This is a genomic window from Pantoea sp. SIMBA_079 (assembly GCF_046940275.1).
Classification (GTDB): Bacteria; Pseudomonadota; Gammaproteobacteria; order Enterobacterales; family Enterobacteriaceae; genus Pantoea; species Pantoea borealis.
This window is the reverse complement of record NZ_JAWRYR010000004.1, coordinates 213,876-237,849: the sequence shown is the minus strand read 5'-3', so window position 1 is coordinate 237,849 and position 23,974 is coordinate 213,876. Positions and strand designations below refer to the sequence as shown.

Below are 23,974 nucleotides of genomic sequence, written 5' to 3'. Positions count from 1 at the left end.
CTCCCCCGCAGCCACGCGCATCGCGCAACTATGCACTCATACTCAGGAGCTTCTATGTTCAAGAACGCATTTGCGAACCTGCAGAAAGTAGGTAAATCGCTGATGTTGCCGGTATCGGTTCTGCCGATTGCCGGTATTTTGTTAGGTGTTGGTTCTGCAAACTTTAGCTGGCTGCCGGCAGTGGTCTCCCACGTCATGGCCGAGGCGGGCGGGTCCGTTTTTGCCAACATGCCGCTGATTTTTGCGATTGGTGTGGCGCTGGGCTTTACCAATAACGACGGCGTGTCAGCACTGGCGGCGGTTGTCGCCTACGGCATCATGGTCAAAACGCTGGCCGTTGTGGCACCGCTGGTGCTGCATCTTCCTGCTGCCGAGATAGAAGCGAAACATCTGGCGGACACCGGCGTACTGGGCGGGATCATTGCCGGTGCGATCGCTGCCTATATGTTTAACCGTTTTTACCGTATCAAGCTGCCTGAGTACCTCGGCTTCTTTGCGGGTAAACGCTTTGTCCCGATTATTTCGGGTCTGACCGCGATCTTTACCGGTATTGTGCTGTCGTTTATCTGGCCGCCGGTTGGCACCGCAATTCAGGACTTCTCGCAGTGGGCGGCGTATCAGAATCCGGTTGTGGCCTTCGGCATCTACGGTGTGATTGAGCGTGCGCTGGTGCCTTTCGGCCTGCATCATATCTGGAACGTTCCTTTCCAGATGCAGATTGGTGAGTTCACCAATGCGGCCGGCCAGGTATTCCACGGTGATATTCCGCGCTATATGGCGGGAGATCCTACTGCCGGTAAACTCTCTGGTGGCTTCCTGTTTAAAATGTATGGTCTGCCGGCTGCGGCTATCGCTATCTGGCATTCGGCGAAGCCTGAGAACCGCGCCAAAGTCGGCGGTATCATGATCTCTGCCGCGCTGACTTCGTTCCTGACCGGGATCACCGAACCGATTGAGTTCTCTTTCATGTTCGTGGCACCGATCCTCTACGTGATCCACGCGATTCTGGCCGGTCTGGCGTTCCCTATCTGTATCCTGCTGGGCATGCGTGACGGTACCAGCTTCTCACACGGCCTGATCGATTTTATCGTCCTGAGCGGCAACAGCAGCAAAATCTGGCTGTTCCCGATTGTTGGCATCATCTACGGCCTGGTTTACTACACCGTCTTCCGCGTGCTGATTACAAAACTGAATCTGAAAACGCCGGGTCGTGAAGATACGGCGATTGAGCAGAGCAGCGTTACCGGCAGCGAAATGGCGGGCAAGCTGGTCAGCGCCTTTGGCGGCAAAGAGAACATTACCAACCTGGACGCCTGTATTACCCGTCTGCGCGTCAGCGTAGCCGATGTGGCGAAGGTTGATCAGGCTGAACTGAAAAACCTCGGTGCCCGCGGCGTGGTGGTGGCCGGTTCCGGTGTACAGGCTATCTTTGGCACTAAATCAGATAACCTGAAAACAGAAATGGATGATTACATCCGCAGTATGTAACACCTTTGCAGCGACAGTATGTGCAGTCACTAAAAACCCCCTCCCGTGAGGGGGTTTTTGTTTTTCAGCATGACGCTGTAAAAGCAGTCAGTCAGTGAAGAAAAGCCCGGAGAAGGTTGAACGAAACGGATTTTCTCGCGCATACTGCCAGACTGACTCAGGTAAAAAGGAACCGCACCATGGCTGAAGAGACTATTTTCAGTAAAATCATTCGCCGTGAAATTCCGGCCGATATTATCTACCAGGATGAACTGGTCACTGCTTTTCGCGATATTGCACCGAAAGCGCCGGTTCACGTACTGATTATCCCTAATGTGCTGATCCCCACGGCAAACGATGTTAAACCAGCACATGAACATGCGCTGGGACGGATGATCACCGTGGCGGCGAAAATTGCCCGCGATGAAGGTATTGCTGAAGATGGCTACCGCCTGATCATGAACTGCAATCGCCACGGCGGTCAGGAGGTCTATCATATACACATGCACCTGGTGGGTGGTGAACCCCTGGGCCCGATGCTTGCTCAATAACCTCAGGCGGACCTGATATGCGTCAATGGCTGAGTGGCCTGCTATTATTGACTCTGGCAGGCTGCAGTAGTGATAAACCGATGATCAATACCTCGCAATCGCTGGTGATGGAGTCATCCGTGCTGTCTGCGGGGATCATTACTGACGAGCCAGAGCTTACCAGCCGCGACGGACAGCTGCAGGCGGCCAGCACGCTGCAAAATCTGCGTGAAGCGCCTGTGACGGTGCATTATCGTTTTTACTGGTATGACGATAAAGGACTGGAAATTGAGCCACAGGAGCCGGCACAGACGCAAACTGTTCCCGCACACGGCAGCGTAGTGGTGGCTTCGCAAATGGGCAATCTCACCGCCAGCAAAGTGCGGCTTTATCTTTATCTCTAAGGAGTAACCCCGTGATCCGCAGTGTTCAACGTTCTGGCGCGCTACTGTTTGCGCTGATGCTTACCGGCTGTGTGGTAAAACAGCAGACGCCGGCACCGGTCGAACCGACACAGCCGACGACCCCGGTTCAGCCGGAGCCGCAGCCGGAACCGCAACCCGTGCCGCCGCCGCAAAATGTGCCGCAGCCGCCTAAGCTAAAGACCATTAACTGGAGCGCCAGCGTCTCGCCGCTGGTGGCAAACATGGTACAGTCTGCCGGGGTGAATCCGGGCAGCGTGCTGCTGGTTGATCGCCTTAAAAACAGCACCAATGGCGCGCTGCAGACAGAAAAAGCCACCAGTGCGATTCAGAACGCGCTGGCAAATAACGGCAAATTCACCCTGGTGTCTGATGACCAGCTGAATCAGGCACGGCAGACGCTGGGCCTCTCACCGGAAGACAGTCTGAATTCGCGCAGCAAAGCGATTGGCCTGGCGCGCATCGTCAACGCGCAGTATGTGCTTTACAGCAATGCGAAAGGCGAGGTGAAGTCACCCACGCTGCAGATGCAGCTGATGCTGGTACAGACCGGCGAAATCATCTGGTCAGGTAATGGTGCAACACAACCCTGATCCCGCGCTGGTTCATCTGGTGCAGCAACAGTGGCCGACGGCATCCGCCGCCGGCTATTTTTTCGCGCTGCCCGGGCTGAGCGGCAACAGTTTTAAAATCACGGGCGAGCAGGATACGCTGCTGGCGCGGCGCATACCCCTGCAGCCCATACCCTTTGTTAACCGGCAGCGCGAGTACCGTATTTTGCGCCAGCTGCGCGAGGCCGGCCTTGGGCCTGAACCGCTCAGCTGGCAGACTCCCTGGCTGCTGCAGCGCTGGCTACCGGGCGAGGCGCTGACGCCTGCCGGCTTTGACGCGCAGCGCAGCGAAATAGTGACGCTGATCAGTACGTTGCACCGGCAGCCGCTGACCGGCTATCCGTTGCGGCTGCTGCCTCTGCTGCAGCACTACTGGCAGCGCTGCCGTCAGCGGCACTGGCGCTGGCTGAAGCGGCTGCAGCGGCTGCAGCGACAGGGTGAACCGCGCCCGCTGCGCCTTGCGCCGCTGCATATGGACGTCCACCCGGGTAATGTGATCGCCACGCCGGCCGGACTAAGGCTGATTGACTGGGAGTATGCGGCCGATGGCGACGTGGCGCTGGAACTGGCTGCCCTCTGCGCAGGGGCACCGGCGCAGGCCGCGGCGTGGACAGAAGAGTATGCCGCACTGACGCAAATGGATGGCGCCGTGCTGGCGCGTCAGATAGCGCGCTGGCAGCCGTGGCTGCAGCTGCTGATGGCGAGCTGGTATCAGCTGCGCGCCGAGCAGAGCGGAGAGGCAACTTTACAGCAGCTGGCGCAGGCCAGCTGGCAGGATATTTAACTCAGGAACAGAGCTATGACAATCAATGCACCCGGCCCGCTGATGCTGGACGTTGCCGGCTACACGCTGGACGCCGAAGAGCGCGAGATACTGCAGCACCCGCTGGTGGGCGGACTTATTCTGTTTACGCGCAACTTTCATGACGTTGCTCAGCTCCGCGAGCTGGTGCGTCAGATCCGCGCTGCTTCCCGCAACCGGCTGGTGGTGGCGGTTGATCAGGAAGGCGGACGCGTGCAGCGTTTCCGTGAAGGCTTTACACAGCTGCCGGCAATGCAATCCTTTGCTGCCCTGCACGATCTGACTACGGCAGGCGAACTGGCGCAGCAGGCGGGCTGGCAGATGGCGGCAGAAATGACCGGGCTTGATATTGATATCAGTTTTGCTCCGGTACTGGATATCGGACACATCAGCGCTGCGATAGGCGATCGGGCGTTTCATGCTGACCCTGCCATTGCGCTGCAGATCGCACGGCGCTTTATTAATGGCATGCGCGAAGCCGGTATGAAAACCACCGGTAAACATTTTCCCGGCCACGGCGCGGTCAGCGCGGATTCGCATAAAGAGACACCGCGCGACACGCGCGATGCAGCCACGCTGCGCCAGCACGATATGGCTATTTTTCAGCAGCTCATCAGTGAACAGCTGCTGGATGCGGTGATGCCAGCCCACGTTATCTATACCGATGTGGATCCGCTGCCCGCCAGCGGCTCGCCTTACTGGCTGCAGCAGGTGCTGCGTCAGGAGCTCGCCTTTGACGGCGTGATATTCTCCGACGATCTGTCGATGGAGGGGGCTGCCGTGATGGGCAGCTATGCCGAAAGGGCGCAGCAGTCGCTGGATGCCGGGTGCGATATGATCCTGGTCTGCAACCAGCGGGCGGGCGCAATCAGCGTACTGGATAATCTGCAGGCGGGTCCGGCAGAGCGTATTGCGCGGCTCTGGCATCGCGGCCGGCACACGCTGGATGCGCTACAGGGCAGCGCGCGCTGGCGCCAGAATCAGCGTCAGCTCAGCGATCTGCAGACGCGCTGGCTGGCACATAACGCGCAGCCGTAAGCATGTCGAAACGCCGCGTTCCGCTCTGTGAATGCGGCGTTTGTCGTGTGATGCTATTCACAAAATGTGTAACATTCTGATAATCCCCGTGAAAGATTGATCTGCATCAATTTCCTTATGATCTGGTTCTGCCGGCGTGATATTCTGCCCTCAGCACGCGATTAACTATCGCCAACCCTATGTTTATTAAGGTTTTATTTAACCATTAATTAACCTTTGGTTTACAACTTTGAGGGGTCTGCATTGACTACAACCGTGGAAAAGATCGTCATTATTGGCGGAGGTGCCGGCGGCCTGGAGCTGGCAACGCAGCTGGGGCATAAGCTGGGCCGCAGCAAAAAAGCGGAGATTATTCTGGTTGACCGTAACCACAGTCATCTCTGGAAACCGCTGCTGCATGAGGTGGCGACCGGTTCTATGGATGAGGGCATCGATGCGCTGAGCTATCTGGCCCATGCCCGTAACCACGGCTTTCAGTTTCAGCTGGGATCGCTGACGCAGATCCACCGCGACCGCAAAACCATTGAACTGGCAGAAATCCGCGACGCTCAGGGTGAGATTCTGGTGCCACAGCGTGAGCTGGCGTGGGACCGTCTGGTGGTGGCGCTGGGCAGTACGTCCAACGATTTTGGTACGCCGGGCGTGAAAGATCACTGCATCTTCCTCGACAATCCGCATCAGGCGCGTCGCTTCCATAATGAGATGCTGAATCAGTTCCTGCGTTTTTCCGCCAGCGAAGGCGAATTGCGGAAAGTGAATATCGCCATTGTTGGCGGCGGCGCCACCGGCGTGGAGCTCTCCGCTGAACTCTACAATGCGGTGAAGCAGCTGCACAGCTACGGCTACAAAGGCCTCGACAGCAGCGCGCTCAACGTCACGCTGGTGGAAGCGGGTGAACGCATTCTGCCCGCGCTGCCGCCGCGTATCTCTGCAGCGGCGCATCAGGAGCTGACCAAACTGGGCGTGCGCGTTCTGACGCAGACCATGGTGACCAGCGCCGATGCTAAAGGGCTTAACACCAAAGAGGGTGAGTATATTGCTGCCGATCTGATGGTGTGGGCAGCAGGCATCAAAGCGCCTGACTTTATGAAAGAGATTGGCGGTCTGGAGACCAACCGCATTAACCAGCTGGTGGTAAAAGAGACGCTGCAGACCACGCGCGATGAAAATATCTATGCGCTTGGCGACTGCGCCTCCTGTGCGCTGCCTAATGGTGGCTTCGTACCGCCGCGCGCGCAGTCGGCACATCAGATGGCGTCGCGCGTGCTGGATAACATCCTGGCGCAGCGTAAAGGTAAGCCGCTGAAAGCGTATGTTTATAAAGATCACGGCTCGCTGGTTTCGCTGTCGCGCTTTACCACGGTAGGCAGCCTGATGGGTAACCTGATGCGCGGCTCAATGATGGTGGAAGGGCGCATTGCGCGCTTTGTCTATATCTCTTTGTATCGTATGCATCAGATTGCGCTCCATGGATACTTCAAGACCGGGTTAATGATGCTGGTCGGCAGTCTGAACCGCGTACTGCGTCCGCGACTTAAACTGCACTAATTAATCGCGGGCGACATGATGTCGCCCGCGCCTGTTTTACCGTCATTGCATCGCTGCAAATCATTAGTTCACCGTAAGAATATCTGCCTTCAGCCTGCTGCTCGGAACTCTCCTAAAAGCTGGCCCTGCTGCGCTTATGCTGCGTTTCCTCCATTAATCTGATGTTGCAATTCCGGACCATCTGCAAAACTTATCTTCAGGAACACGGCGCGGCGCGCACGCCGGTTATGCCTCCGCTACAGCCTGTAGCGACGGGAATGCGCGGTAACACTGTCAGGAGGATATTCCTGTGAATAAATCAATGCTTGCGGGTATCGGAATCGGCGTAGCAGCAGCGCTGGGCGTGGCGGCGGTCGCCAGCATGAACGTGTTTGATCGCGGTCCGCAATTTGCTCAGGTGCTGTCAGCCACCCCGATTAAAGAGAGTATTAAACAGCCGCGTCAGGAGTGCCGTAACGTTACGCTGACGCACCGTCGTCCGGTACAGGATGAGAACCGCATTGCCGGTTCTGTGCTGGGTGCCGTCGCTGGCGGCGTGCTGGGTCATCAGTTCGGCGGCGGTCGCGGTCGCGATGTGGCTACCGTAGCGGGTGCGCTGGCCGGCGGCTACGGCGGTAATCAGGTGCAGGGCGCGCTGCAGGAGCGGGATACCTACACCACCAGCGAACAGCGCTGCAGAACGGTATACAGTAAACAGGAAAAGATGCTGGGTTATGATGTGACCTATAAAATAGGCGACCAGCAGGGCAAAATCCGCATGGAGAATGACCCTGGCACCCGCATCCCGCTTGACCGTAATGGTCAGCTCATCCTGAATTCGAATCAGGCCTGATTGGGCAAAGCTATTTCACAGCAAACCAGATAAAAAAAGCGCCGTAAGGCGCTTTTTTATTGTGTATCAGCCTGCCGGCAGCCGGTGCTTTGCCAGTTCGGTAATGAACTCCTGAACCCACTCCATGCGCAGCTTGCGTTCAGCCAGATCGCGCGTGAAGCGCAGCCGCGTCGGGCCATCCAGCTTCCACTGTGCCGGATCTTTCTGCAGCAGGCTAATCAGCCAGCCGGGATCGATCTGGTTCTGTGGGGCAAACTCAAAGAAGCCGCCTTTGTCACTGGCTTCAATTTTGCGCACGCCCAGCTCGCGCGCGGCGAGGCGCAGCGCGGCAATATCCAGCAGATTGCGCGCGGCGTCAGGCAGTTTACCGAAGCGGTCAATCATCTCTACCCGCAGTTCAGCCAGGTCCTGCTCGTCGGCGGCGCTGGCAATCCGTTTATAGAGTGAAAGACGGGTGCTGACATCGGGAATGAAATCATCCGGCAGCAGCGCCGGCATCCGCAGTTCTATCTCGGTCTGATTGCTGGTGAGATCTTCCAGCGACGGCTCGCGTCCCGCTTTCAGCGCATCCACCGCGTTTTCCAGCAGCTCCATATAGAGCGTAAAGCCGATGCTCTCCATCTGACCGCTTTGATCTTCACCCAGCAGCTCACCGGCGCCGCGAATTTCAAGATCGTGCGTTGCCAGCGCAAAGCCGGCGCCAAGATCTTCCAGCGAGGCGATCGCTTCCAGCCGCTTCTGGGCATCGGTGGTCATCGCTTTGGGGTGGGGTGTCAGCAGCCAGGCGTAGGCCTGGTGGTGCGAACGACCCACGCGGCCACGCAGCTGATGCAGCTGTGCCAGACCAAAGTGATCGGCACGCTCAATGATAATGGTGTTGGCGCTGGGTACATCAATACCGGTTTCAATAATGGTGGTACAGACCAGCACATTAAAACGCTGGTGATGGAAATCGTTCATCACCCGCTCCAGATCGCGCTCGCGCATCTGGCCGTGACCAATTGCGATACGCGCTTCCGGCACCAGATCCGCCAGCCGCTGCGCCGCTTTCTCAATGTTTTCCACGTCATTATAGAGGTAGTAAACCTGGCCACCGCGCAGCACTTCGCGCAGAATCGCTTCGCGCACCACCAGACTGTCAAATTCACGCACAAAGGTTTTTACCGCCAGGCGGCGGGCGGGCGGTGTGGCGATAATCGACAGATCGCGCATTCCGCTCATCGCCATATTCAGCGTACGCGGAATCGGTGTGGCGGTCAGCGTCAGGATATCGACGTCGGCGCGCATCGCCTTGATGCGCTCTTTATGCCGCACGCCAAAGCGGTGCTCTTCATCCACAATCAGCAGCCCGAGGTCGCGCCATTTGAGATCGCTCATCAGCAGTTTGTGCGTGCCGATCAGAATATCGATTTTGCCTTCGCTCGCCTGCTCCAGTACCTGCGCCTGCTCTTTAGCACTGCGGAAGCGTGACAGCATCTCGATACGCACCGGCCAGTTGGCAAAGCGATCGCGGAAGTTATCATAGTGCTGCTGCGCCAGCAGGGTGGTGGGAACCAGCACCGCCACCTGCTTGGTGTTCTCCACGGCCAGAAACGCCGCACGCATCGCCACTTCCGTTTTACCAAAGCCGACGTCGCCACACACCAGGCGATCCATCGCCAGCGGCTGGCACATATCACTCAACACGGCGTTAATCGCCTGCGCCTGATCCGGCGTGGTTTCAAACGGAAAGCCTTCGCAGAACAGCCGGTACTGTTCGCGATCGTGCTTAAAGGCGTAGCCGCTCTTCGCGGCACGCTGGGCGTAGATATCCAGCAGTTCCGCCGCCACATCGCGCACTTTTTCTGCCGCTTTCTGCCGCGCGCGTGACCAGGCATCACTGCCAAGCTTGTGCAGTGGCGCATTGTCATCGGCGCCGCCGGCGTAGCGGCTGATCAGATGCAGTGAGGAGACCGGCACATAAAGTTTGGCGTCGCCGGCGTAGGAGAGCATCAGGTACTCCGCCACAATCCCGCCGGCCTCAAGCGTGGTGAGTCCGATATAGCGTCCGACGCCGTGCTCCAGGTGCACCACCGGCTGCCCGGGATGCAGCTCCGCCAGGTTGCGGATCAGCACGTCCGGATTGATGGTGCGGCGGTTATCCTGCCGCCGACGGCTGACGCGCTCGCCCAGCAGATCGCTTTCACAGATCAGCGCGCGATTGCGCAGCGTATCAATAAAGCCACGCTCGCTGGCGCCAATCATCAGGCTGTAAGGCTGAGCCGCCGCTTCGCTGAAGTGTTCAACCGGCTGAGGGCGTAGCTTAATGCGCGCCAGCAGCTCCTGCAGGCTTTCCCGCCGGCCTTCGCTCTCTACCGAGAAAATCACCTGGCCGCTGAACTGCTCCAGAAACTGGCGCAGCAGGTCGAGTGGGGCTTTCGCCTGGGCCTGCACGGTAAGCTCCGGCAGCGGTTCATAGGCCAGGTTGGTATTGGCCGCTTTTTCCGGCAGCGTTTCTGCCGTGAGCTGCATGCGCGGCCAGGCTTTCAGTTCGCTGAGCAGCGCATCGGGCCGCAGCCAGAGCGTGGCCGGCTCCAGCAGCGGGCGCATCGGGTCGATGCGCCGGTTTTCAAAGCGGGCGTGCGCATCCTGCCAGAAGCGATCCGCGCTGCCAGGCAGATCGCCGCAGTTCAGCACCAGCGTGCTGGCGGGCAGGTAGCTGAACAGCGTGGGCAGCGGCTGCTCAAAAAACAGCGGCTGCCAGTATTCGATGCCGGAGGGCAGCGTGCCTTTACTGACCTGCTGATAGATATGCTCCGGCTCGCGGCGGACGTCGAAAATCTCGCGCCAGCGGGTGCGAAACAGCTCAATCGCCGCTTTATCAGTGGGAAATTCGTGCGCCGGCAGGAGATTAATCGCATCCACTGACTCCAGCGTGCGCTGGCTGTCGACGTCGAACAGGCGCAGGCTGTCAATTTCATCATCAAAAAAGTCGATGCGATAGGGCTGGTCGCTGCCCATCGGGAAGAGATCGAGCAGGGCACCGCGCGTGGCGTATTCGCCATGCTCCATCACCTGATCGACGTGGCGGTAACCCGCCTGTTCCAGCTGATCGCGCAGCGCGTCGCGGGACAGTTTTTGTCCCTGCTGCATCACCAGCGCGTGCCCGTGCAGGAAGCTGTGCGGGCAGACGCGCTGCATCAGCGTATTGACCGGCAGAATCAGCATGCCGCGAGCCAGCATCGGCAGCTGGTAAAGCGTAGAGAGGCGCGCTGAAATAATATCCTGATGGGGCGAAAAGCTGTCGTAGGGCAGCGTTTCCCAGTCCGGCAGATTAATCACCGGCAGGTCGGTAAACTGACGGATCTCCTCCTGCAGCCGCAGCGCGGATTGCATATCCGGGGTGATCATCAACACCGGACCCTGATGGCGTTCGGTGATACTGGCGCACTCAACCGCCTGCGCGGCGCCGACCAGCTGGCCGAGCTGACGATGGTCTCCTGCTTTGACAGGCAGGGTATAACGATGCTGTTCCGACATAGGGTCTCGACGTGCTCTCCTTGTATTTCAGGGCGTCATCATTCCATAAACCGCCCTGATGATCATCTCTCCATTGTGCCCGCAGGCAGGCCGGAAGGGAGCGACAGCGACTCCGCGCTATCAGCCTGACAGATATAATAGTCCCGATATGCCAGTGATGGTATGCGCGCGCCGCCCGCTGCAGCCGTTCGTACAGCTTTTGTTCGCCCGTGTGACCGGCCGCGCCGGCCGCTGCGAGAGAAATCTGGCCTGCGACGCGGCAGGGACGCATTTTGATGCAACTTCGCTCATCACTCAGTGGGTTAGAGGTTTCATAAAGCAGGCGGCTCCATTATCATCCCTCTACCTTATTATCAGGCAATGGCCAGAACGGAACTCATGTATCAACCAGTTGCGCTATTTATCGGTTTACGCTACATGCGTGGACGGGCTTCAGACCGCTTTGGTCGCTTCGTCTCCTGGCTTTCCACTATCGGCATTACCCTGGGCGTGATGGCGCTGGTGACCGTGCTGTCGGTGATGAACGGCTTTGAGCGTGAGCTGGAGGGAAATATCCTGGGGCTGATGCCGCAGGCGCTCATCACCAGCGACAAAGGCAGTATCGATCCGCAGCAGCTGCCGGCTGACAGCCTGAAGCTGCAGGGCGTCACGCGCGTTGCGCCCCTGACCACCGCTGATGTGGTGCTGCAGAGTGCGCACAATGTGTCGGTTGGCGTGATGCTGGGGATAAACCCGGACGAACCCGATCCGCTCACGCCTTACCTGGTCAACACGCAGCAGCAGGTGCTGCAGGCGGGCCACTATAATGTGATCCTCGGTGAGCAGCTCGCTTCACAGCTTGGCGTGAAGCGGGGCGACGCGCTGCGTCTGATGGTGCCGTCGGTGAGCCAGTTTACTCCGGTCGGGCGCCTGCCCAGCCAGCGCATCTTTACCGTTGCCGGCACTTATGCGGCAAATAGTGAAGTAGATGGCTATCAGATCCTCGTTAATCAGCAGGATGCATCGCGCGTTATGCGCTATCCGGCAGGCAACATCACCGGCTGGCGGCTCTGGCTGGAAAAGCCGCTGAGCGTGGATACGCTGAGTACCCAGCCACTGCCGTCTGGCACGGTGTGGAAAGACTGGCGCGAGCGCAAAGGCGATCTTTTCCAGGCGGTACGCATGGAAAAAAATATGATGGGGCTGCTGCTGAGTCTGATTATTGCCGTAGCGGCGTTCAATATCATTACCTCGCTGGGTCTGCTGATTATGGAGAAGCAGGGCGAAGTGGCGATACTGCAGACGCAGGGCCTGACCCGGCGGCAGATCGTCGCGGTCTTTATGGTGCAGGGCGCGAGTGCCGGGATCATTGGTGCGCTGCTGGGTGCGCTGCTGGGCGTGCTGCTGGCCAGCCAGCTGAATACGCTGATGCCGGTCATCGGTTTGTTTCTTGAGGGCGCGGCGCTGCCGGTGGACATTAATCCCTGGCAGGTGGTGATTATCGCTCTGGTCTCCATGACGGTTGCGCTGCTCTCAACCCTTTATCCCTCCTGGCGCGCTGCCGCCGTTCAACCCGCTGAGGCTCTACGTTATGAGTAATACCCCTTTGTTGCAGTGTCGCGACCTGTGCAAACGCTATCAGGAAGGCAGCGTGCAGACCGATGTGCTGCGCAACGTGGCTTTCAGCCTGCAGCCCGGTGAGCTGACGGCGATTGTCGGCAGCTCCGGCTCAGGTAAAAGTACGCTCCTGCATCTGCTGGGCGGGCTGGATGCGCCTACCTCGGGCGACGTGGTGTTTGATGGCCGCTCGCTGAATGCCATGAGCGCTTCCGCGAAAGCAGAGCTGCGCAACCGCGAGCTGGGCTTTATCTATCAGTTCCACCACCTGTTGCCTGACTTCAGCGCGCTGGAAAACGTGGCGATGCCGCTGCTGATTGGCAAAACGGCCAAAGCGGAAGCAGAGAGCCGCGCACGTGAAATGCTGGCGGCGGTCGGACTGGAGAAGCGCGCCGCGCATCGTCCCTCTGAGTTGTCAGGCGGCGAGCGGCAGCGTGTGGCGATAGCCCGGGCGCTGGTCAACCGTCCGCGTCTGGTGATGGCGGATGAGCCAACCGGTAACCTCGACGCGCGCAACGCCGATGCAATATTTGAACTGCTGGGCGAGCTTAACGTGCGTCAGGGCACCGCTTTTCTGGTGGTAACACACGATCTGCAGCTGGCAAAACGCCTGACGCGGCAGATGGAAATGCGTGACGGACAGCTGAGCGATCGCCTGACGCCGGGAGCTGAGGCATGACCTCTTCTCTCTCACTGTTGCTGGGGCTGCGTTTCAGCCGGGGCCGGCGGCGTGGCGGCATGGTATCGCTGATTTCAGTGATCTCCACCGTGGGGATCGCGCTGGGCGTGGCCGTACTGATCATCGGCCTCAGTGCGATGAACGGTTTTGAGCGTGAGCTGAATAACCGCATTCTGGCCGTCGTTCCGCACGGTGAAATTGAGCCGGTCGACGGACCGCTGCGCGACTGGCAATCCCTGATAGCTCCGATGGAGCAGGTGCCCGGCATCGCGGCGGCGGCGCCCTATGTTAACTTTACCGGCTTGATCGAGAGCGGGGCCAGGCTGCAGGCGCTGCAGGTAAAAGGGGTTGATCCGCAGCAGGAGTCGCGACTCAGCGCACTGCCGCAGTTTGTCGCTGGCGACGCCTGGTCACAGTTTGCTGCCGGCAAACAGCAGATTATTTTAGGCGGCGGCATTGCCAAATCGCTGAACGTGAAGCAGGGCAGCTGGATCACCATCATGATCCCGAACAGCAGCGCAGACAATAAGCTGCAGCAGCCGAAGCGCATCCGGCTGCAGGTCAGCGGTATTCTGCAGCTGAGCGGTATGCTCGATCACAGCCTGGCGCTGGTGCCGCTGGCGGATGCGCAGCGTTATCTGGGTCTGGGCGACAGCGTCAGCGGTATCGCGCTGAAGATGCACGATCCGTTTCAGGCGCAAAAGCTGGTGCGCTCGGCCGGTGAGGTAGCCCACGCCTATGTTTACATCAAAAGCTGGATTGGCACCTACGGCTACATGTATCGCGATATCCAGATGATCCGCGCCATTATGTATCTGGCGATGGTGCTGGTGATTGGCGTCGCCTGTTTCAATATCGTTTCCACCCTGGTGATGGCGGTCAAAGATAAGAGTGCAGATATCGCCGTGCTGCGTACCCTGGGGGCGAAAGATGGGCTTATCCGCGCTATCTTTATCTGGTACGGGCTGCTGGCGGGTCTGCTGGGCAGCGTCAGCGGTGTGGTCACCGGCGTGCTGGTGGCGCTGAACCTGACGCCGGTGATGCGCGGCATCGAACATCTGACCGGGCATACGCTGCTGGCAGGCGATATCTACTTTATCGACTTCCTGCCATCGGAACTGCACTGGCTTGATGTTGTCACTGTACTGGCAACTGCTATCGTGCTGAGCCTGATTGCCAGCTGGTATCCGGCCCGGCGCGCCAGCCGCCTCGACCCGGCCCGTGTGCTGAGCGGTCAGTAGCCACCCCGGCAGCCGCTCCGGCAGCTGCGTACAGATTCAGCGTCTGCGCAGGGCGGTATCGCCGCGCAGTCGTTATTATCGGGACACCATTGCCCACTACAACACCCGAAACACGGCGTACCGCGCCGCAGATCAAGGAGTTTTTATGCGCATACAGCGCCGCCGCCTACGACTCGCCCGCGACAGGAAAAACCGCCGTAAAGTGCATCAGCGCTTTCGTCAGCGCATCTTTGAGCGCGATCGCAGCGCTGAACTCGCCGCGCATCCGCTGCCGCGCGTTGTGGTGCTGACCGGTGCCGGCATTTCGGCCGAATCAGGTATCCGGACTTTTCGCGCCTCTGACGGCCTGTGGGAAGAGCATCGCATTGAAGATGTCGCCACCCCGGAAGGATTCCGTCGCGATCCGGCGCTGGTTCAGCGCTTTTATAATATTCGCCGCCAGCAGCTGCAGCAGCCGGAGATCCAGCCTAACGCCGCGCACCTGGCGCTGGCAGAACTGGAGCAGGCACTGGGCGATAATTTTCTGCTGGTCACACAGAACATCGACAATCTGCACGAGCGTGCCGGCAGCCAGCGCGTGCTGCATATGCATGGTGAACTGCTGAAAGTACGCTGTGAAGAGAGCGGCCAGGTGGTGACGTGGTATAGCGACGTCACTGCAGACGATCGCTGCACCTGCTGTCAGTTTCCGGCCCGGCTGCGGCCGCATGTAGTATGGTTTGGCGAAATGCCGCTCGGCATGGAAGAGATCTATGAGGCGATGCAGCAGGTCGATCTGTTTATCGCCATCGGCACCTCAGGGCATGTCTATCCCGCCGCCGGCTTTGTGCATGAAGCCACGCTGCAGGGTGCGCACACGGTTGAGCTGAACCTGGAGCCGAGTCAGGTGGGCAATGAGTTTGCTGAAGGAAAGTATGGTCTGGCAAGCGAAGTGGTACCGGCATTTGTGCAGCGCCTGCTGGAGAGCCTGGCGCACTGAACCGGGCGCCCGTGCGGCGCCCGGCTGAGCCATCAGCGGCCGGCTTTCAGCTTCTGAAACAGCGTTTCATACTGTACGCTGGCGGCCCCGACGTCATTCTGCCATTCGCCTTTTCTGATCACATCAGCTGGCGGGTAGAGTGACGGATCCTGCGCTACGGCCGCAGGCAGCAGCTTCTTTGCTGCCAGATTAGGCGTCGGGTAGCCAATGGTTTCTGCCACCTGAGCTGCCACCTCAGGGCGCAGCAGGAAGTTGATCAACTTCAGCGCCCCCTCCCGGTTTTTCGCGTTGGCCGGGATCGCCAGATTATCCATCCAGAAAATGCCGCCTTCTGCCGGCCAGACTATGCTCAGCGGGGTGCCCGCCTGACGCGCCACATAAGCGGAGCCGTTCCAGATCATCCCGACGTTCACTTCGCCCTCCATAAACGGGTTGCCCGGATTATCGGAGTTAAACGCCAGTACGTTGGGCATCAGCTTTTTCAGCTCCTCCCAGGCGGCAGTGATCTGCGCCGGGTCCTGCGTATTGCCGGAATACCCGAGCTTGCGCAGCGCCATCTGGAACACTTCACGCGCATCATCCGTCAGCAGCAGACTCTGCTTATACTCCGGTTTCCAGAGATCAGCCCAGCGGGTGATCGTTTTGGGATCGATCTCATCGCTGTTGACACCGATGGCGGTCGCGCCCCAGATATAGGGAACAGAGTAGTCGTTACCGGGATCAAACGGCTTGTTAAGCAGGTCGGGATCGAGATTTTTAAAGTTGCTCAGCTGCGCTTTGTCGATCTTCTGCAGCATCCCCTCATTACGCATTTTGGCCACAAAATAGGTTGAGGGCACCACCAGATCGTAAGCGCCATCTTTCCAGGTTTTCAGCTTGGCGTACATGCTCTCATTGGACTCATAGGTGGAGTAGATCACTTTGATCCCGGTCTCTTTGGTAAACTGCTCCAGCAGACCCGGCGGCACATATTCCGTCCAGTTGTAGAAGTAGAGCGTCTTGTCATCAGCCTGCGCGCTCTGCATACACAGCGCCAGCGCTCCGGCTACCAGCCAGCAAGATTGTCTTTTCATGGGGTATCCTCTATTGGGTTTTATCACGGAGCAGTAGCTGACTCACCGCCACCAGCAGCAGCGACAGCAGCAGCAGGATCGTCGCCAGCGCGTTCACTTCGGGTGAAACACCGACCTTCACCATGGAGTAGATCTTCAGCGGCAGGATCTCAAACCCCGGTCCGGTAACGAATGACGAGACCACCACGTCATCCATAGAGAGGGTAAAACTCAGCAGCCAGCCCGCCGCTACGGCCGGCATCGCCAGCGGCAGCAGGATTTTACGCAAAATGGTCATTTCGCTGGCACCGAGATCTTTTGCCGCCTCCAGCATACGGACATCAAATCCTTTCAGGCGCGAGTAAACGGTAATCACCACAAAAGGCAGGCAGAAGGTGATATGCGAAAACAGCAGCGACCAGAAGCCGAGCGAGATACCCAGCAGCATAAACAGCACCAGCAGGGAGATTGCCATGACAATATCCGGCGACATCATCACCACAAACAGCATGCCGCTGACGAAAGGTTTACCGCGAAAACGGTAGCGGTAGAGCGCGACTGCCGTCAGCGCCCCGATCAGCGTGGCGCAGGTTGCGGATAGCACACCCATGATAAGCGAGTGCTGTGCTGCCTGAATCAGACTGTCGTTATTCAGCAGCAGCTGATACCAGCGCATGCTGAATCCCTGCCAGTTAATGCCGAAGCGCGAAGCATTAAAAGAGTTCACGATCAGGATAATCATCGGAATATAGAGCCAGGCGTAAATCGCGGTCATAAAGCCACCGCGTAGCAGACGCGTCATCATGAGAGATCCACCCGGTTATTCAGCAGCCGCGCCGCACGCCAGTAGAACAGCAGCATAATGCCCATCAGCAGCGTCATCACCACGCTGGTTGCTGCACCAAACGGCCAGTCGCGGATGTTCAGAAACTGGCTCTTGATAATGTTACCAATCAGCAGATTTCTGGCACCGCCCATAAGATCCGCCACGTAAAACATACCCATCGCCGGGATAAACACCAGCAGGCAGCCGGCGACAATGCCAGGCAGGGTCAGCGGCAGAATAATGCGTACAACCGTCTGTAGCTTACTGGCACCGAGATCGCGCGCTGCTTCAAGATACGATCGGTCGAGCTTCTCCAGGCTGGAGTAGAGCGGCAGCACCATGAACGGCAGCAGAATATAGATTAAACCCAGGATCACCGCTTCAGAGGTGAACATGATACGAAAGGGTTTGTCTGTCACGCCAAGCCAGAGCAGAACGTCGTTCAGCCAGCCGCGGGTGCTGAGAAAGATCTTCAGCCCATAGATGCGGATCAGCGAGTTGGTCCAGAAGGGTACAATCAGCAAAAAAAGCATCAGCGGACGCAGCCGCGGCGAGAGCCGGGTCAGGCACCAGGCAAACGGATAGCCCAGCAGCAGACAGCACAGGGTGGCGATAAACGCCATATTCAGCGAATGCAGCAGCACGCTGGCGTAGAGCGGGTCGAGCAGGCGGCGATAGTTATCAAAGGTCCATACCATGCTGACAAAATGCGCATCATCGCGCGTCAGAAAGCTGGTGGCGATAATCATCAGATTAGGTAACAGCACAAACAGCGCCAGCCAGCTGACAATCAGGGCAACAATCGCTTTCTGCAGACGATTACGCATCAGTTTCATAGGGCAGTACCACCTCCCAGTCCGGCACCCAGCGGATGGCCATTTTTTGATTCAGCGAGTGGTCAAAATCGGGGTCATCTTCGTTAAAGAACTCGCTGACCGTCAGCAGCTTGCCGTTCTCCAGTTCCACCGAGGACTCCAGGGTCATGCCTTTATAGCTGCGGTCGCGAACAAAACCGGTCAGATACTCGCTGCGGCTGTCATGGGCAATCTCTTCAACGCGCAGATCTTCCGGGCGCAGCAGTACGTGCAGTTTATCACCGGGTGCCACCGGGAACGGGCAGTGCAGATCGCAGGCGATGCCTTCAACGCGCGCGCGGATCCTGGGCGCGCGGTCGCACGCGATCACCTCGGCGTCAAAGACGTTGATTTCACCGATAAAACGCGCCACAAACAGATTGCCCGGCTCTTCATAAATTTCACGCGGCGTGCCATCCTGCTCAATGCGACCATCGCGCATCACCACGATGCGGTCTGACATGGAGAGCGCCTCTTCCTGATCGTGGGTGACAAAGACAAAGGTGATACCCAGTTTGCGCTGCAGCGCTTTCAGCTCGTTCTGCATCTGACGACGCAGCTTATAATCCAGTGCCGAGAGAGACTCATCCAGCAGCAGCACTTTTGGCCGGTTGACCACGGCGCGGGCAATAGCCACCCGCTGCTGCTGTCCCCCTGAGAGCTGGTGCGGGCGCCGGTCGGCAAAACGCTCCAGCTGCACCATAGCCAGCACTTCATCAACACGCTGCACGATTTCACCGGCGGGGCGCTTCTGCATGCGCAGACCAAATGCGACGTTTTCAAACACGGACATATGCGGAAACAGCGCGTAGCTCTGAAACACGGTATTGATATGACGCTGTTCGGCGGGCGTATCGGTAATATCGCTGCCATCCAGTGTGATACGGCCGCTGTCGGTGTTTTCCAGTCCGGCAAGCAGGCGCAAAATGGTGGTTTTCCCGCAGCCTGACGGACCGAGCAGGGTAATAAACTCCCCGTGTCCGATATGCAGGTCGAAATCTGAGATGATGGTTTTCCCATCGAAAGCTTTACTGATGCCAGAAAGCGTAACCAGCGCCTGTTGTGCGCATGTTTGCGTCATTTTAGTCACTCAGTCTGAAGGGAGCAGGATACCGCCTCGCTGCCGGCGACAGCGAGCCGTAGTGAAGGCGGGATAATACCTGAAAATTTATGTAATGCCATGGTTTACCGCTGAATTACCCGGAAAAGAGGGCAAATTACCGAACTATGCATGGCACGTCAGCCGGCAATAATTTACCTGGTACAGTACCCGGCAGGCAGGCTAACCTAAAGAAGAGTGATATAACGCAACGCGGCGTACAGTTGCCGCCACCATAATAACACCGGCTTAAACAGGGGGATAACAGATGGAACAGTTACTGGAGCGTTTTCTGCGCTATGTAGCGATAGAGACGCAGGCTAAACCGCAGGCGCGGCAGGTGCCCAGCAGTGAGGGGCAGTGGATCCTGGCGCGTCAGTTACAGGAAGAGCTGATTGCGCTGGGCTTTGTTGATGTATCACTGAGTGACCACTGCTGCGTAATGGGTACGCTGCCGGCCAACGTCGACTGGCCGGTGCCGGTTATCGGCTTTATCTCTCATATGGATACCTCACCAGACTACACGGCGAAAAATGTTAATCCGCAGATTGTGGAAAACTATCGCGGTGGTGACATTGCCCTGGGGAACGGTGACGAAGTGCTGTCGCCGGTGATGTTCCCGGTGCTGCATAAGCTGACCGGACATACGCTGATTACCACCGATGGCAAAACGCTGCTGGGCGCGGATGATAAAGCGGGCATTGCAGAAATTATGACGGCAATGGCGGAGCTGGCGAAGGGCGACGTGCCGCACGGCGCTATCCGGGTTGCCTTTACGCCGGATGAAGAGATCGGCCGCGGCACGTCGCACTTCGACGTGGAAGGGTTTGCGGCCGACTGGGCCTATACGATGGATGGCAGCGGGCTGGGTGAGTTTGAGTTTGAGAATTTCAACGCCGCAACCGCAATGGTCTATATCACCGGTAATAATGTGCATCCGGGCAGCGCAAAGAACGTCATGGTGAATGCGCTGGATCTGGCGATGCGCTTTCATGCCGAGCTGCCTGCTAAAGAGAAGCCGCAGTTCACTGATGGCTACGAAGGCTTTTTCCATCTGCACTCCATCAAAGGCACGGTGGAGCACGCTGAGCTGATGTACCTGATCCGCGATTTTGATGCAGACAGCTATGAACAGCGCAAACAGCTGCTGGAGAATATCGGACAGCGGGTGGGCAAAGGGCTGCAGAGCGAATGTTCGGTTAAAGTAGAGATCAGCGACAGCTATCGCAATATGCGCGAAAAAGTGGAGCCGCATCCGCATATTATTGAGCTGGCGCTGCAGGCGATGCGCGACTGCGGCATTGAGCCTGACGTGAAGCCGATTCGCGGCGGCACTGACGGTTCTGCGCTGTCGTGGAAAGGGCTGCCCTGTCCGAATATCTTTACCGGTGGCTATAACTACCACGGCAAACATGAGTTTGCTTCACTGAATGTGATGCAAAAAGCGACAGAAGTGATTGTGCGGCTCTCTGCGCTGGCGGCAGAGAAGAAGGCGTAACGGTGGCGCATCGCGCCTCTCCTGCTCGCAGGAGAGGCGCGGGAAAAGATCTTAATCAGCAAAGAACCAGTAGCCGCTGTTCACCAGGCCGGCCAGCTGGGCCAGCAGTGACGGGTCATCCAGCGCGTCACCGAAATCTGCCAGAGCGAGTTCGTGCCGGTGCGCCAGCGCGGCCAGCACCTGCGGATGCTGACTGGTGATCTGCTCGCCATTAACATAGACGGCATCACCCAGCGTCAGTACACGCAGGCCGCCAAGCCGCGTCAGCGTATCGCCCTGCTGCAGCGCATCATAAATTTCATCCGGCTGATAAGGCGGCTCCGGTGGCGCAACGTCCAGCTCATGGCGCGACTGCGAAATAAATTCGCCAAACCACTGGCTGAACTGCTCCGGCTGATTGATCACGTCCAGCATGACCTGGCGAATGCCTTCCACTTCAGAAGGCAGGATCTGCGACGGACAGCTGCGCGGAGGCACCTCCGGATCGCTATAGCGATAGCTGCCCAGCTCATGGGCCAGCATATAGTCCGCAAAGCCGCTGATTAATTCACGGCCATTAGGCGCCCGGAACCCGACTGAATAGTTGAGCGCATTGTCCAGTGAGTAGCCCTCATGCGGGAAACCCGGCGGAATATAGAGGATATCGCCCGGCTCCAGCTCTTCATCAATGATGGCGTCAAACGGCGCAACCTGAAGCAGATCGGGATGCGGGCAGTGCTGCTTCATCGGCACCTTTTCACCCACGCGCCAGCGCCGGCGGCCGGTGCCCTGAATGATAAAGACATCATATTGATCGAAATGCGGCCCCACGCCACCGCCCGGTACTGAAAACGAGATCATCAGATCGTCGATGCGCCAGTCGGGCAGAAAGCGGAACGGGCGCATCAGGGCAGCAGAGCCCTCATGCCAGTGGTTAACCGCCTGAACCAGCAGTGACCAGTTGTTTTCACCCAGATGGTCGTAGCTTTCAAACGGGCCGTGGCTGACCTGCCATTTGTCGTTTTGATGGCTGACGAGGCGGCTGTCCACCTCGTTTTCCATCGCCAGACCCGCCAGCTCATCCGGAGAGAGGGGATCCACAAAATTTTTAAAGCCGCGTTTAAGCACGACCGGGCGTTTCTGCCAGTAGCGCTGAATAAAGTCGGCCTGGTTGATATCGAGCTGATAATCCATACGAAGCATTCCGGTTGGAGCAATAATTGCTGGCAAGTATAACAGTCTGCAGCCGGTTCTACTCGCGGTGATGTGTAACTTCCTGCCGCCGGAACACCACTTCCATGCGCGTGCCGCCCAGCGGGCTGGCAGAGGCGATCACGGTTCCGGCATACTGTTCAAGAATATCCCGCACGACCGCAAGCCCCAGTCCCTGTCCCGGCCGCAGCGTATCGGCCCGCTGGCCGCGTACAAAAATCAGGTCGCGCTTGCTTTCAGGAATACCCGGCCCGTCATCGTCGATAAACAGATGCAGCGCCTGGTCAGTCTGGCGCGTGCTCACTTCAATAAACTCCAGGCAATATTTACAGGCGTTATCCAGTACGTTGCCCAGCACTTCCATAAAATCATTCTGATCGCCGACAAAAACCAGCTCGGGCGGAATGTCGAGGGTGATCTCCACCCCCTTGCGCTGGTAAACCTTGTTGAGCGCAGAGCAGAGGCTGTCCAGCAGGGCCGAAACCGAATGAAAATCGCGCTGCAGCGGGTTGTGATCGGCCTGCATACTGGCGCGATGCAGATAGTAACCCGTCTGCTGTGAAATACGGCTGATCTGCTCCAGCATCACCGGCTCTGCCTGTTCAATCGTCAGCGATTTACCGTTGCGCAGCGAGCGCAGCGTACTCTGCAGCACCGCCAGCGGCGTTTTCAGGCTGTGGGTTAAATCAGAGAGCGTGGTGCGGTAGCGGGTGTAGCGCTGGCGTTCATTGGTCAGCAGCAGGTTAAGATTGCGCACCAGGCTTTTCAGCTCCTGCGGCGGGTTGTCGCCCAGGTTTTCCCGCTGACCGGTTTCCAGCTCGCGCACCTGCGCGGTGAGATCGCCAATCGGGCGCAGGCTCCAGTGTGCGGCCAGCCAGAGCAGCGGGATCACCAGCAGCAGATTGGCTGCCAGCACATAGCTGAACCATGACCACACCACGTCTGAGTGCTGCAGCTCCTGCGGAATGGAGTCAACCACCACAATGGTCAGCGCCGGCAGGTTCACCGTCGCGTCGTAGCGATTCACCGCCACTGAATGGGTAAAGGTGTCGTTACTGTTACTGTCCAGCGCGTGCAGCTGCTGCTGCGCCTGTATGTTATCGCCTAATGCCGTCAGGCTGGTGCGGTTGCTGGTGTCAATTTCGTAAAAGTCAGGTTTAAGCAGCCACTCTGGCTGAATTTTATCCCGGATCTCCGGCACGTCGCGCTGCTGCCACAGCAGCTTGCCGCGCTCATCATAGATAAAGACCAGCGTCGGGAAATTCAGCGTCATGCGCTCTGGCTGCGCGATGGTGAGTTTGTTGTCCTGCCACTGCGCCAGGGTAAAAAAGAGATTGCTCTCGCCGCGCAGCACGCGGTAGGTATTTTTATCAAAACTCACGACGTAGCCGATAACCGCGACCATGCCATAAGAGAGTGAGATAACCAGCACTACGGCGGCCGTCGCCAGCAGAAAGCGGGTACGGAGCGAGAGCGGGCGCAGCCGGCGAAACCAGTTCATGCAGTCAGAGATCGAAGCGGTAGCCCTGACCGCGTACCGTGTTGATCACTTCGGTCGGATGCAGTGCAAGGATTTTCTTACGCAGGCGGCCCATCAGCACATCAATGGTATGGCTCTCGCGCAGTTCGGCATCGGGATAGAGCTGCAGCATCAGCGAATCTTTGCTGACCACTTTTCCCGCGTTGCGGATCAGCGTTTCCGCAATCGTGTATTCAAACGCCGTCAGCTTTACCGGCACCTCATTCACCGAGAGCTCGCGACGGGAGAGATCGACCTGAAACGGCGGCAGGGAGATGATCTGCGAAGCGTGTCCGCTATTGCGCCGCATCAGCGCCTGCAGGCGGGCAGCAACCTCTTCAATATGAAAGGGCTTGGTAACGTAGTCGTCCGCGCCTGCTTCCAGGGCTTCAACTTTTGCCTGCCAGCCTTCGCGCGCCGTCAGCACCAGAATTGGCTGGCGTACCGCGTCACTGCGCCAGCGGCGAATCAGCGACATGCCATCTTCGTCTGGCAGGCCAAGATCAACCAGCGCAATGTCAGGCAGATGTTCCTGAAGAAAGTAGTCAGCTTCTTTCGCATCTTCAGCGGCATCAACCTGATGCCCCATATCACGCAGCTGAACGGCGAGATGATGGCGCAGCAGAGCATTATCTTCCACAACCAGAACACGCATACTTTTTCCTTACCTG

At 58.2% G+C, this 23,974-nt stretch carries 21 protein-coding genes; 13 read left to right on the top strand and 8 right to left on the bottom strand.

Annotated elements, in window-relative coordinates:
- Window positions 1-54: 54 nt before the first annotated feature.
- The 8 genes from ptsG to SB719_RS08500 all read left to right on the top strand — a co-directional run bounded on the left by ptsG (window position 55) and on the right by SB719_RS08500 (window position 7,250).
- On the top strand, window positions 55-1,488 hold the full coding sequence (ptsG, locus tag SB719_RS08535) for a PTS glucose transporter subunit IIBC (protein WP_065649586.1): 1,434 nt from the start codon (window positions 55-57) through the stop codon (window positions 1,486-1,488).
- Window positions 1,489-1,667: 179 nt separating this feature from the next.
- A complete protein-coding gene (hinT, locus tag SB719_RS08530; RefSeq protein ID WP_065649585.1) occupies window positions 1,668-2,018 on the top strand; it encodes a purine nucleoside phosphoramidase in 351 nt (116 codons plus the stop codon).
- Between the two features lie 17 nt (window positions 2,019-2,035).
- A complete protein-coding gene (locus tag SB719_RS08525; protein WP_065649584.1) occupies window positions 2,036-2,401 on the top strand; it encodes a YcfL family protein in 366 nt (121 codons plus the stop codon).
- 11 nt (window positions 2,402-2,412) lie between these two features.
- On the top strand, window positions 2,413-3,012 hold the full coding sequence (gene lpoB / locus SB719_RS08520; RefSeq protein WP_065649583.1) for a penicillin-binding protein activator LpoB: 600 nt from the start codon (window positions 2,413-2,415) through the stop codon (window positions 3,010-3,012).
- Window positions 2,993-3,814 (top strand): thiamine kinase, encoded by an 822-nt coding sequence (thiK, locus tag SB719_RS08515; protein ID WP_304232498.1) that lies wholly within the window; start codon window positions 2,993-2,995, stop codon window positions 3,812-3,814. The genes lpoB and thiK overlap by 20 nt, the downstream gene beginning before the upstream one ends.
- Before the next feature lie 15 nt (window positions 3,815-3,829).
- The gene (gene nagZ, locus SB719_RS08510; protein WP_293004642.1) at window positions 3,830-4,870 is read left to right on the top strand and encodes a beta-N-acetylhexosaminidase; all 1,041 of its coding nucleotides are present in this window, start codon (window positions 3,830-3,832) and stop codon (window positions 4,868-4,870) included.
- Window positions 4,871-5,113: 243 nt separating this feature from the next.
- Window positions 5,114-6,418 (top strand): NAD(P)/FAD-dependent oxidoreductase, encoded by a 1,305-nt coding sequence (locus tag SB719_RS08505; protein ID WP_304232504.1) that lies wholly within the window; start codon window positions 5,114-5,116, stop codon window positions 6,416-6,418.
- A gap of 289 nt (window positions 6,419-6,707) precedes the next feature.
- The gene (locus tag SB719_RS08500) at window positions 6,708-7,250 is read left to right on the top strand and encodes a glycine zipper 2TM domain-containing protein (protein ID WP_039383872.1); all 543 of its coding nucleotides are present in this window, start codon (window positions 6,708-6,710) and stop codon (window positions 7,248-7,250) included.
- Between the two features lie 66 nt (window positions 7,251-7,316).
- On the opposite strand, the gene mfd is transcribed toward SB719_RS08500, so the two are convergent.
- Window positions 7,317-10,769 (bottom strand): transcription-repair coupling factor, encoded by a 3,453-nt coding sequence (gene mfd / locus SB719_RS08495; RefSeq protein WP_412159132.1) that lies wholly within the window; start codon window positions 10,767-10,769, stop codon window positions 7,317-7,319.
- A gap of 378 nt (window positions 10,770-11,147) precedes the next feature.
- On the opposite strand from mfd, the gene lolC reads away from it, so the two are divergent.
- From lolC to cobB, 4 genes are all read left to right on the top strand, one after another.
- The gene (gene lolC / locus SB719_RS08490; RefSeq protein ID WP_293004644.1) at window positions 11,148-12,347 is read left to right on the top strand and encodes a lipoprotein-releasing ABC transporter permease subunit LolC; all 1,200 of its coding nucleotides are present in this window, start codon (window positions 11,148-11,150) and stop codon (window positions 12,345-12,347) included.
- Window positions 12,340-13,044, top strand: coding sequence for a lipoprotein-releasing ABC transporter ATP-binding protein LolD (gene lolD / locus SB719_RS08485; RefSeq protein ID WP_412159131.1), 705 nt, complete (start codon window positions 12,340-12,342; stop codon window positions 13,042-13,044). The genes lolC and lolD overlap by 8 nt, the downstream gene beginning before the upstream one ends.
- Window positions 13,041-14,285, top strand: coding sequence for a lipoprotein-releasing ABC transporter permease subunit LolE (gene lolE, locus SB719_RS08480; RefSeq protein WP_065649576.1), 1,245 nt, complete (start codon window positions 13,041-13,043; stop codon window positions 14,283-14,285). Before lolD ends, lolE begins: the two co-directional genes overlap by 4 nt.
- Before the next feature lie 145 nt (window positions 14,286-14,430).
- On the top strand, window positions 14,431-15,264 hold the full coding sequence (gene cobB, locus SB719_RS08475; protein ID WP_314688648.1) for a Sir2 family NAD+-dependent deacetylase: 834 nt from the start codon (window positions 14,431-14,433) through the stop codon (window positions 15,262-15,264).
- A 32-nt stretch (window positions 15,265-15,296) separates the two neighbouring features.
- Here the strand turns inward: cobB and potD are convergent, their stop codons facing one another.
- The 4 genes from potD to potA are packed head-to-tail and all read right to left on the bottom strand — an operon-like array spanning window position 15,297 to window position 19,077.
- Window positions 15,297-16,337, bottom strand: a complete 1,041-nt coding sequence (gene potD / locus SB719_RS08470; protein ID WP_065649574.1) for a spermidine/putrescine ABC transporter substrate-binding protein PotD — start codon at window positions 16,335-16,337, stop codon at window positions 15,297-15,299.
- Between the two features lie 10 nt (window positions 16,338-16,347).
- Window positions 16,348-17,121, bottom strand: coding sequence for a spermidine/putrescine ABC transporter permease PotC (gene potC, locus SB719_RS08465; protein ID WP_065649573.1), 774 nt, complete (start codon window positions 17,119-17,121; stop codon window positions 16,348-16,350).
- Window positions 17,118-17,969 carry a spermidine/putrescine ABC transporter permease PotB gene (potB, locus tag SB719_RS08460; RefSeq protein ID WP_167350687.1) on the bottom strand — a complete coding sequence of 284 codons (852 nt, stop codon included), beginning with the start codon at window positions 17,967-17,969 and terminating at the stop codon, window positions 17,118-17,120. The genes potC and potB overlap by 4 nt, the downstream gene beginning before the upstream one ends.
- Window positions 17,962-19,077 carry a spermidine/putrescine ABC transporter ATP-binding protein PotA gene (gene potA, locus SB719_RS08455; RefSeq protein ID WP_412159130.1) on the bottom strand — a complete coding sequence of 372 codons (1,116 nt, stop codon included), beginning with the start codon at window positions 19,075-19,077 and terminating at the stop codon, window positions 17,962-17,964. The genes potB and potA overlap by 8 nt, the downstream gene beginning before the upstream one ends.
- Before the next feature lie 286 nt (window positions 19,078-19,363).
- Between potA and pepT the strand changes: the two genes are divergently transcribed.
- Window positions 19,364-20,593 (top strand): peptidase T, encoded by a 1,230-nt coding sequence (gene pepT / locus SB719_RS08450; protein WP_065649570.1) that lies wholly within the window; start codon window positions 19,364-19,366, stop codon window positions 20,591-20,593.
- A 51-nt stretch (window positions 20,594-20,644) separates the two neighbouring features.
- Here the strand turns inward: pepT and SB719_RS08445 are convergent, their stop codons facing one another.
- The 3 genes from SB719_RS08445 to phoP are packed head-to-tail and all read right to left on the bottom strand — an operon-like array spanning window position 20,645 to window position 23,958.
- On the bottom strand, window positions 20,645-21,766 hold the full coding sequence (locus tag SB719_RS08445; RefSeq protein WP_412159129.1) for a JmjC domain-containing protein: 1,122 nt from the start codon (window positions 21,764-21,766) through the stop codon (window positions 20,645-20,647).
- Between the two features lie 58 nt (window positions 21,767-21,824).
- Window positions 21,825-23,285: a two-component system sensor histidine kinase PhoQ gene (gene phoQ, locus SB719_RS08440; protein ID WP_065649568.1), complete on the bottom strand. Its 1,461-nt coding sequence runs from the start codon at window positions 23,283-23,285 to the stop codon at window positions 21,825-21,827.
- Between the two features lie 4 nt (window positions 23,286-23,289).
- Window positions 23,290-23,958 (bottom strand): two-component system response regulator PhoP, encoded by a 669-nt coding sequence (gene phoP / locus SB719_RS08435; protein ID WP_065649567.1) that lies wholly within the window; start codon window positions 23,956-23,958, stop codon window positions 23,290-23,292.
- Window positions 23,959-23,974 lie beyond the last annotated feature (16 nt).

Bases quoted from the DNA above. Each gene is read 5' to 3' on its own strand.
- SB719_RS08445 (WP_412159129.1), bottom strand. From the start codon at position 21,766: ATGGATTATCAGCTCGATATCAACCAGGCCGACTTTATTCAGCGCTAC.
- phoP (WP_065649567.1), bottom strand. From the start codon at position 23,958: ATGCGTGTTCTGGTTGTGGAAGATAATGCTCTGCTGCGCCATCATCTC.
- hinT (WP_065649585.1), top strand. From the start codon at position 1,668: ATGGCTGAAGAGACTATTTTCAGTAAAATCATTCGCCGTGAAATTCCG.
- potA (WP_412159130.1), bottom strand. From the start codon at position 19,077: ATGACGCAAACATGCGCACAACAGGCGCTGGTTACGCTTTCTGGCATC.
- mfd (WP_412159132.1), bottom strand. From the start codon at position 10,769: ATGTCGGAACAGCATCGTTATACCCTGCCTGTCAAAGCAGGAGACCAT.
- potC (WP_065649573.1), bottom strand. From the start codon at position 17,121: ATGATGACGCGTCTGCTACGCGGTGGCTTTATGACCGCGATTTACGCC.
- ptsG (WP_065649586.1), top strand. From the start codon at position 55: ATGTTCAAGAACGCATTTGCGAACCTGCAGAAAGTAGGTAAATCGCTG.
- pepT (WP_065649570.1), top strand. From the start codon at position 19,364: ATGGAACAGTTACTGGAGCGTTTTCTGCGCTATGTAGCGATAGAGACG.
- potB (WP_167350687.1), bottom strand. From the start codon at position 17,969: ATGCGTAATCGTCTGCAGAAAGCGATTGTTGCCCTGATTGTCAGCTGG.
- lolD (WP_412159131.1), top strand. From the start codon at position 12,340: ATGAGTAATACCCCTTTGTTGCAGTGTCGCGACCTGTGCAAACGCTAT.
- potD (WP_065649574.1), bottom strand. From the start codon at position 16,337: ATGAAAAGACAATCTTGCTGGCTGGTAGCCGGAGCGCTGGCGCTGTGT.
- thiK (WP_304232498.1), top strand. From the start codon at position 2,993: ATGGTGCAACACAACCCTGATCCCGCGCTGGTTCATCTGGTGCAGCAA.
- SB719_RS08525 (WP_065649584.1), top strand. From the start codon at position 2,036: ATGCGTCAATGGCTGAGTGGCCTGCTATTATTGACTCTGGCAGGCTGC.
- cobB (WP_314688648.1), top strand. From the start codon at position 14,431: ATGCGCATACAGCGCCGCCGCCTACGACTCGCCCGCGACAGGAAAAAC.
- phoQ (WP_065649568.1), bottom strand. From the start codon at position 23,285: ATGAACTGGTTTCGCCGGCTGCGCCCGCTCTCGCTCCGTACCCGCTTT.
- lolE (WP_065649576.1), top strand. From the start codon at position 13,041: ATGACCTCTTCTCTCTCACTGTTGCTGGGGCTGCGTTTCAGCCGGGGC.
- nagZ (WP_293004642.1), top strand. From the start codon at position 3,830: ATGACAATCAATGCACCCGGCCCGCTGATGCTGGACGTTGCCGGCTAC.
- lolC (WP_293004644.1), top strand. From the start codon at position 11,148: ATGTATCAACCAGTTGCGCTATTTATCGGTTTACGCTACATGCGTGGA.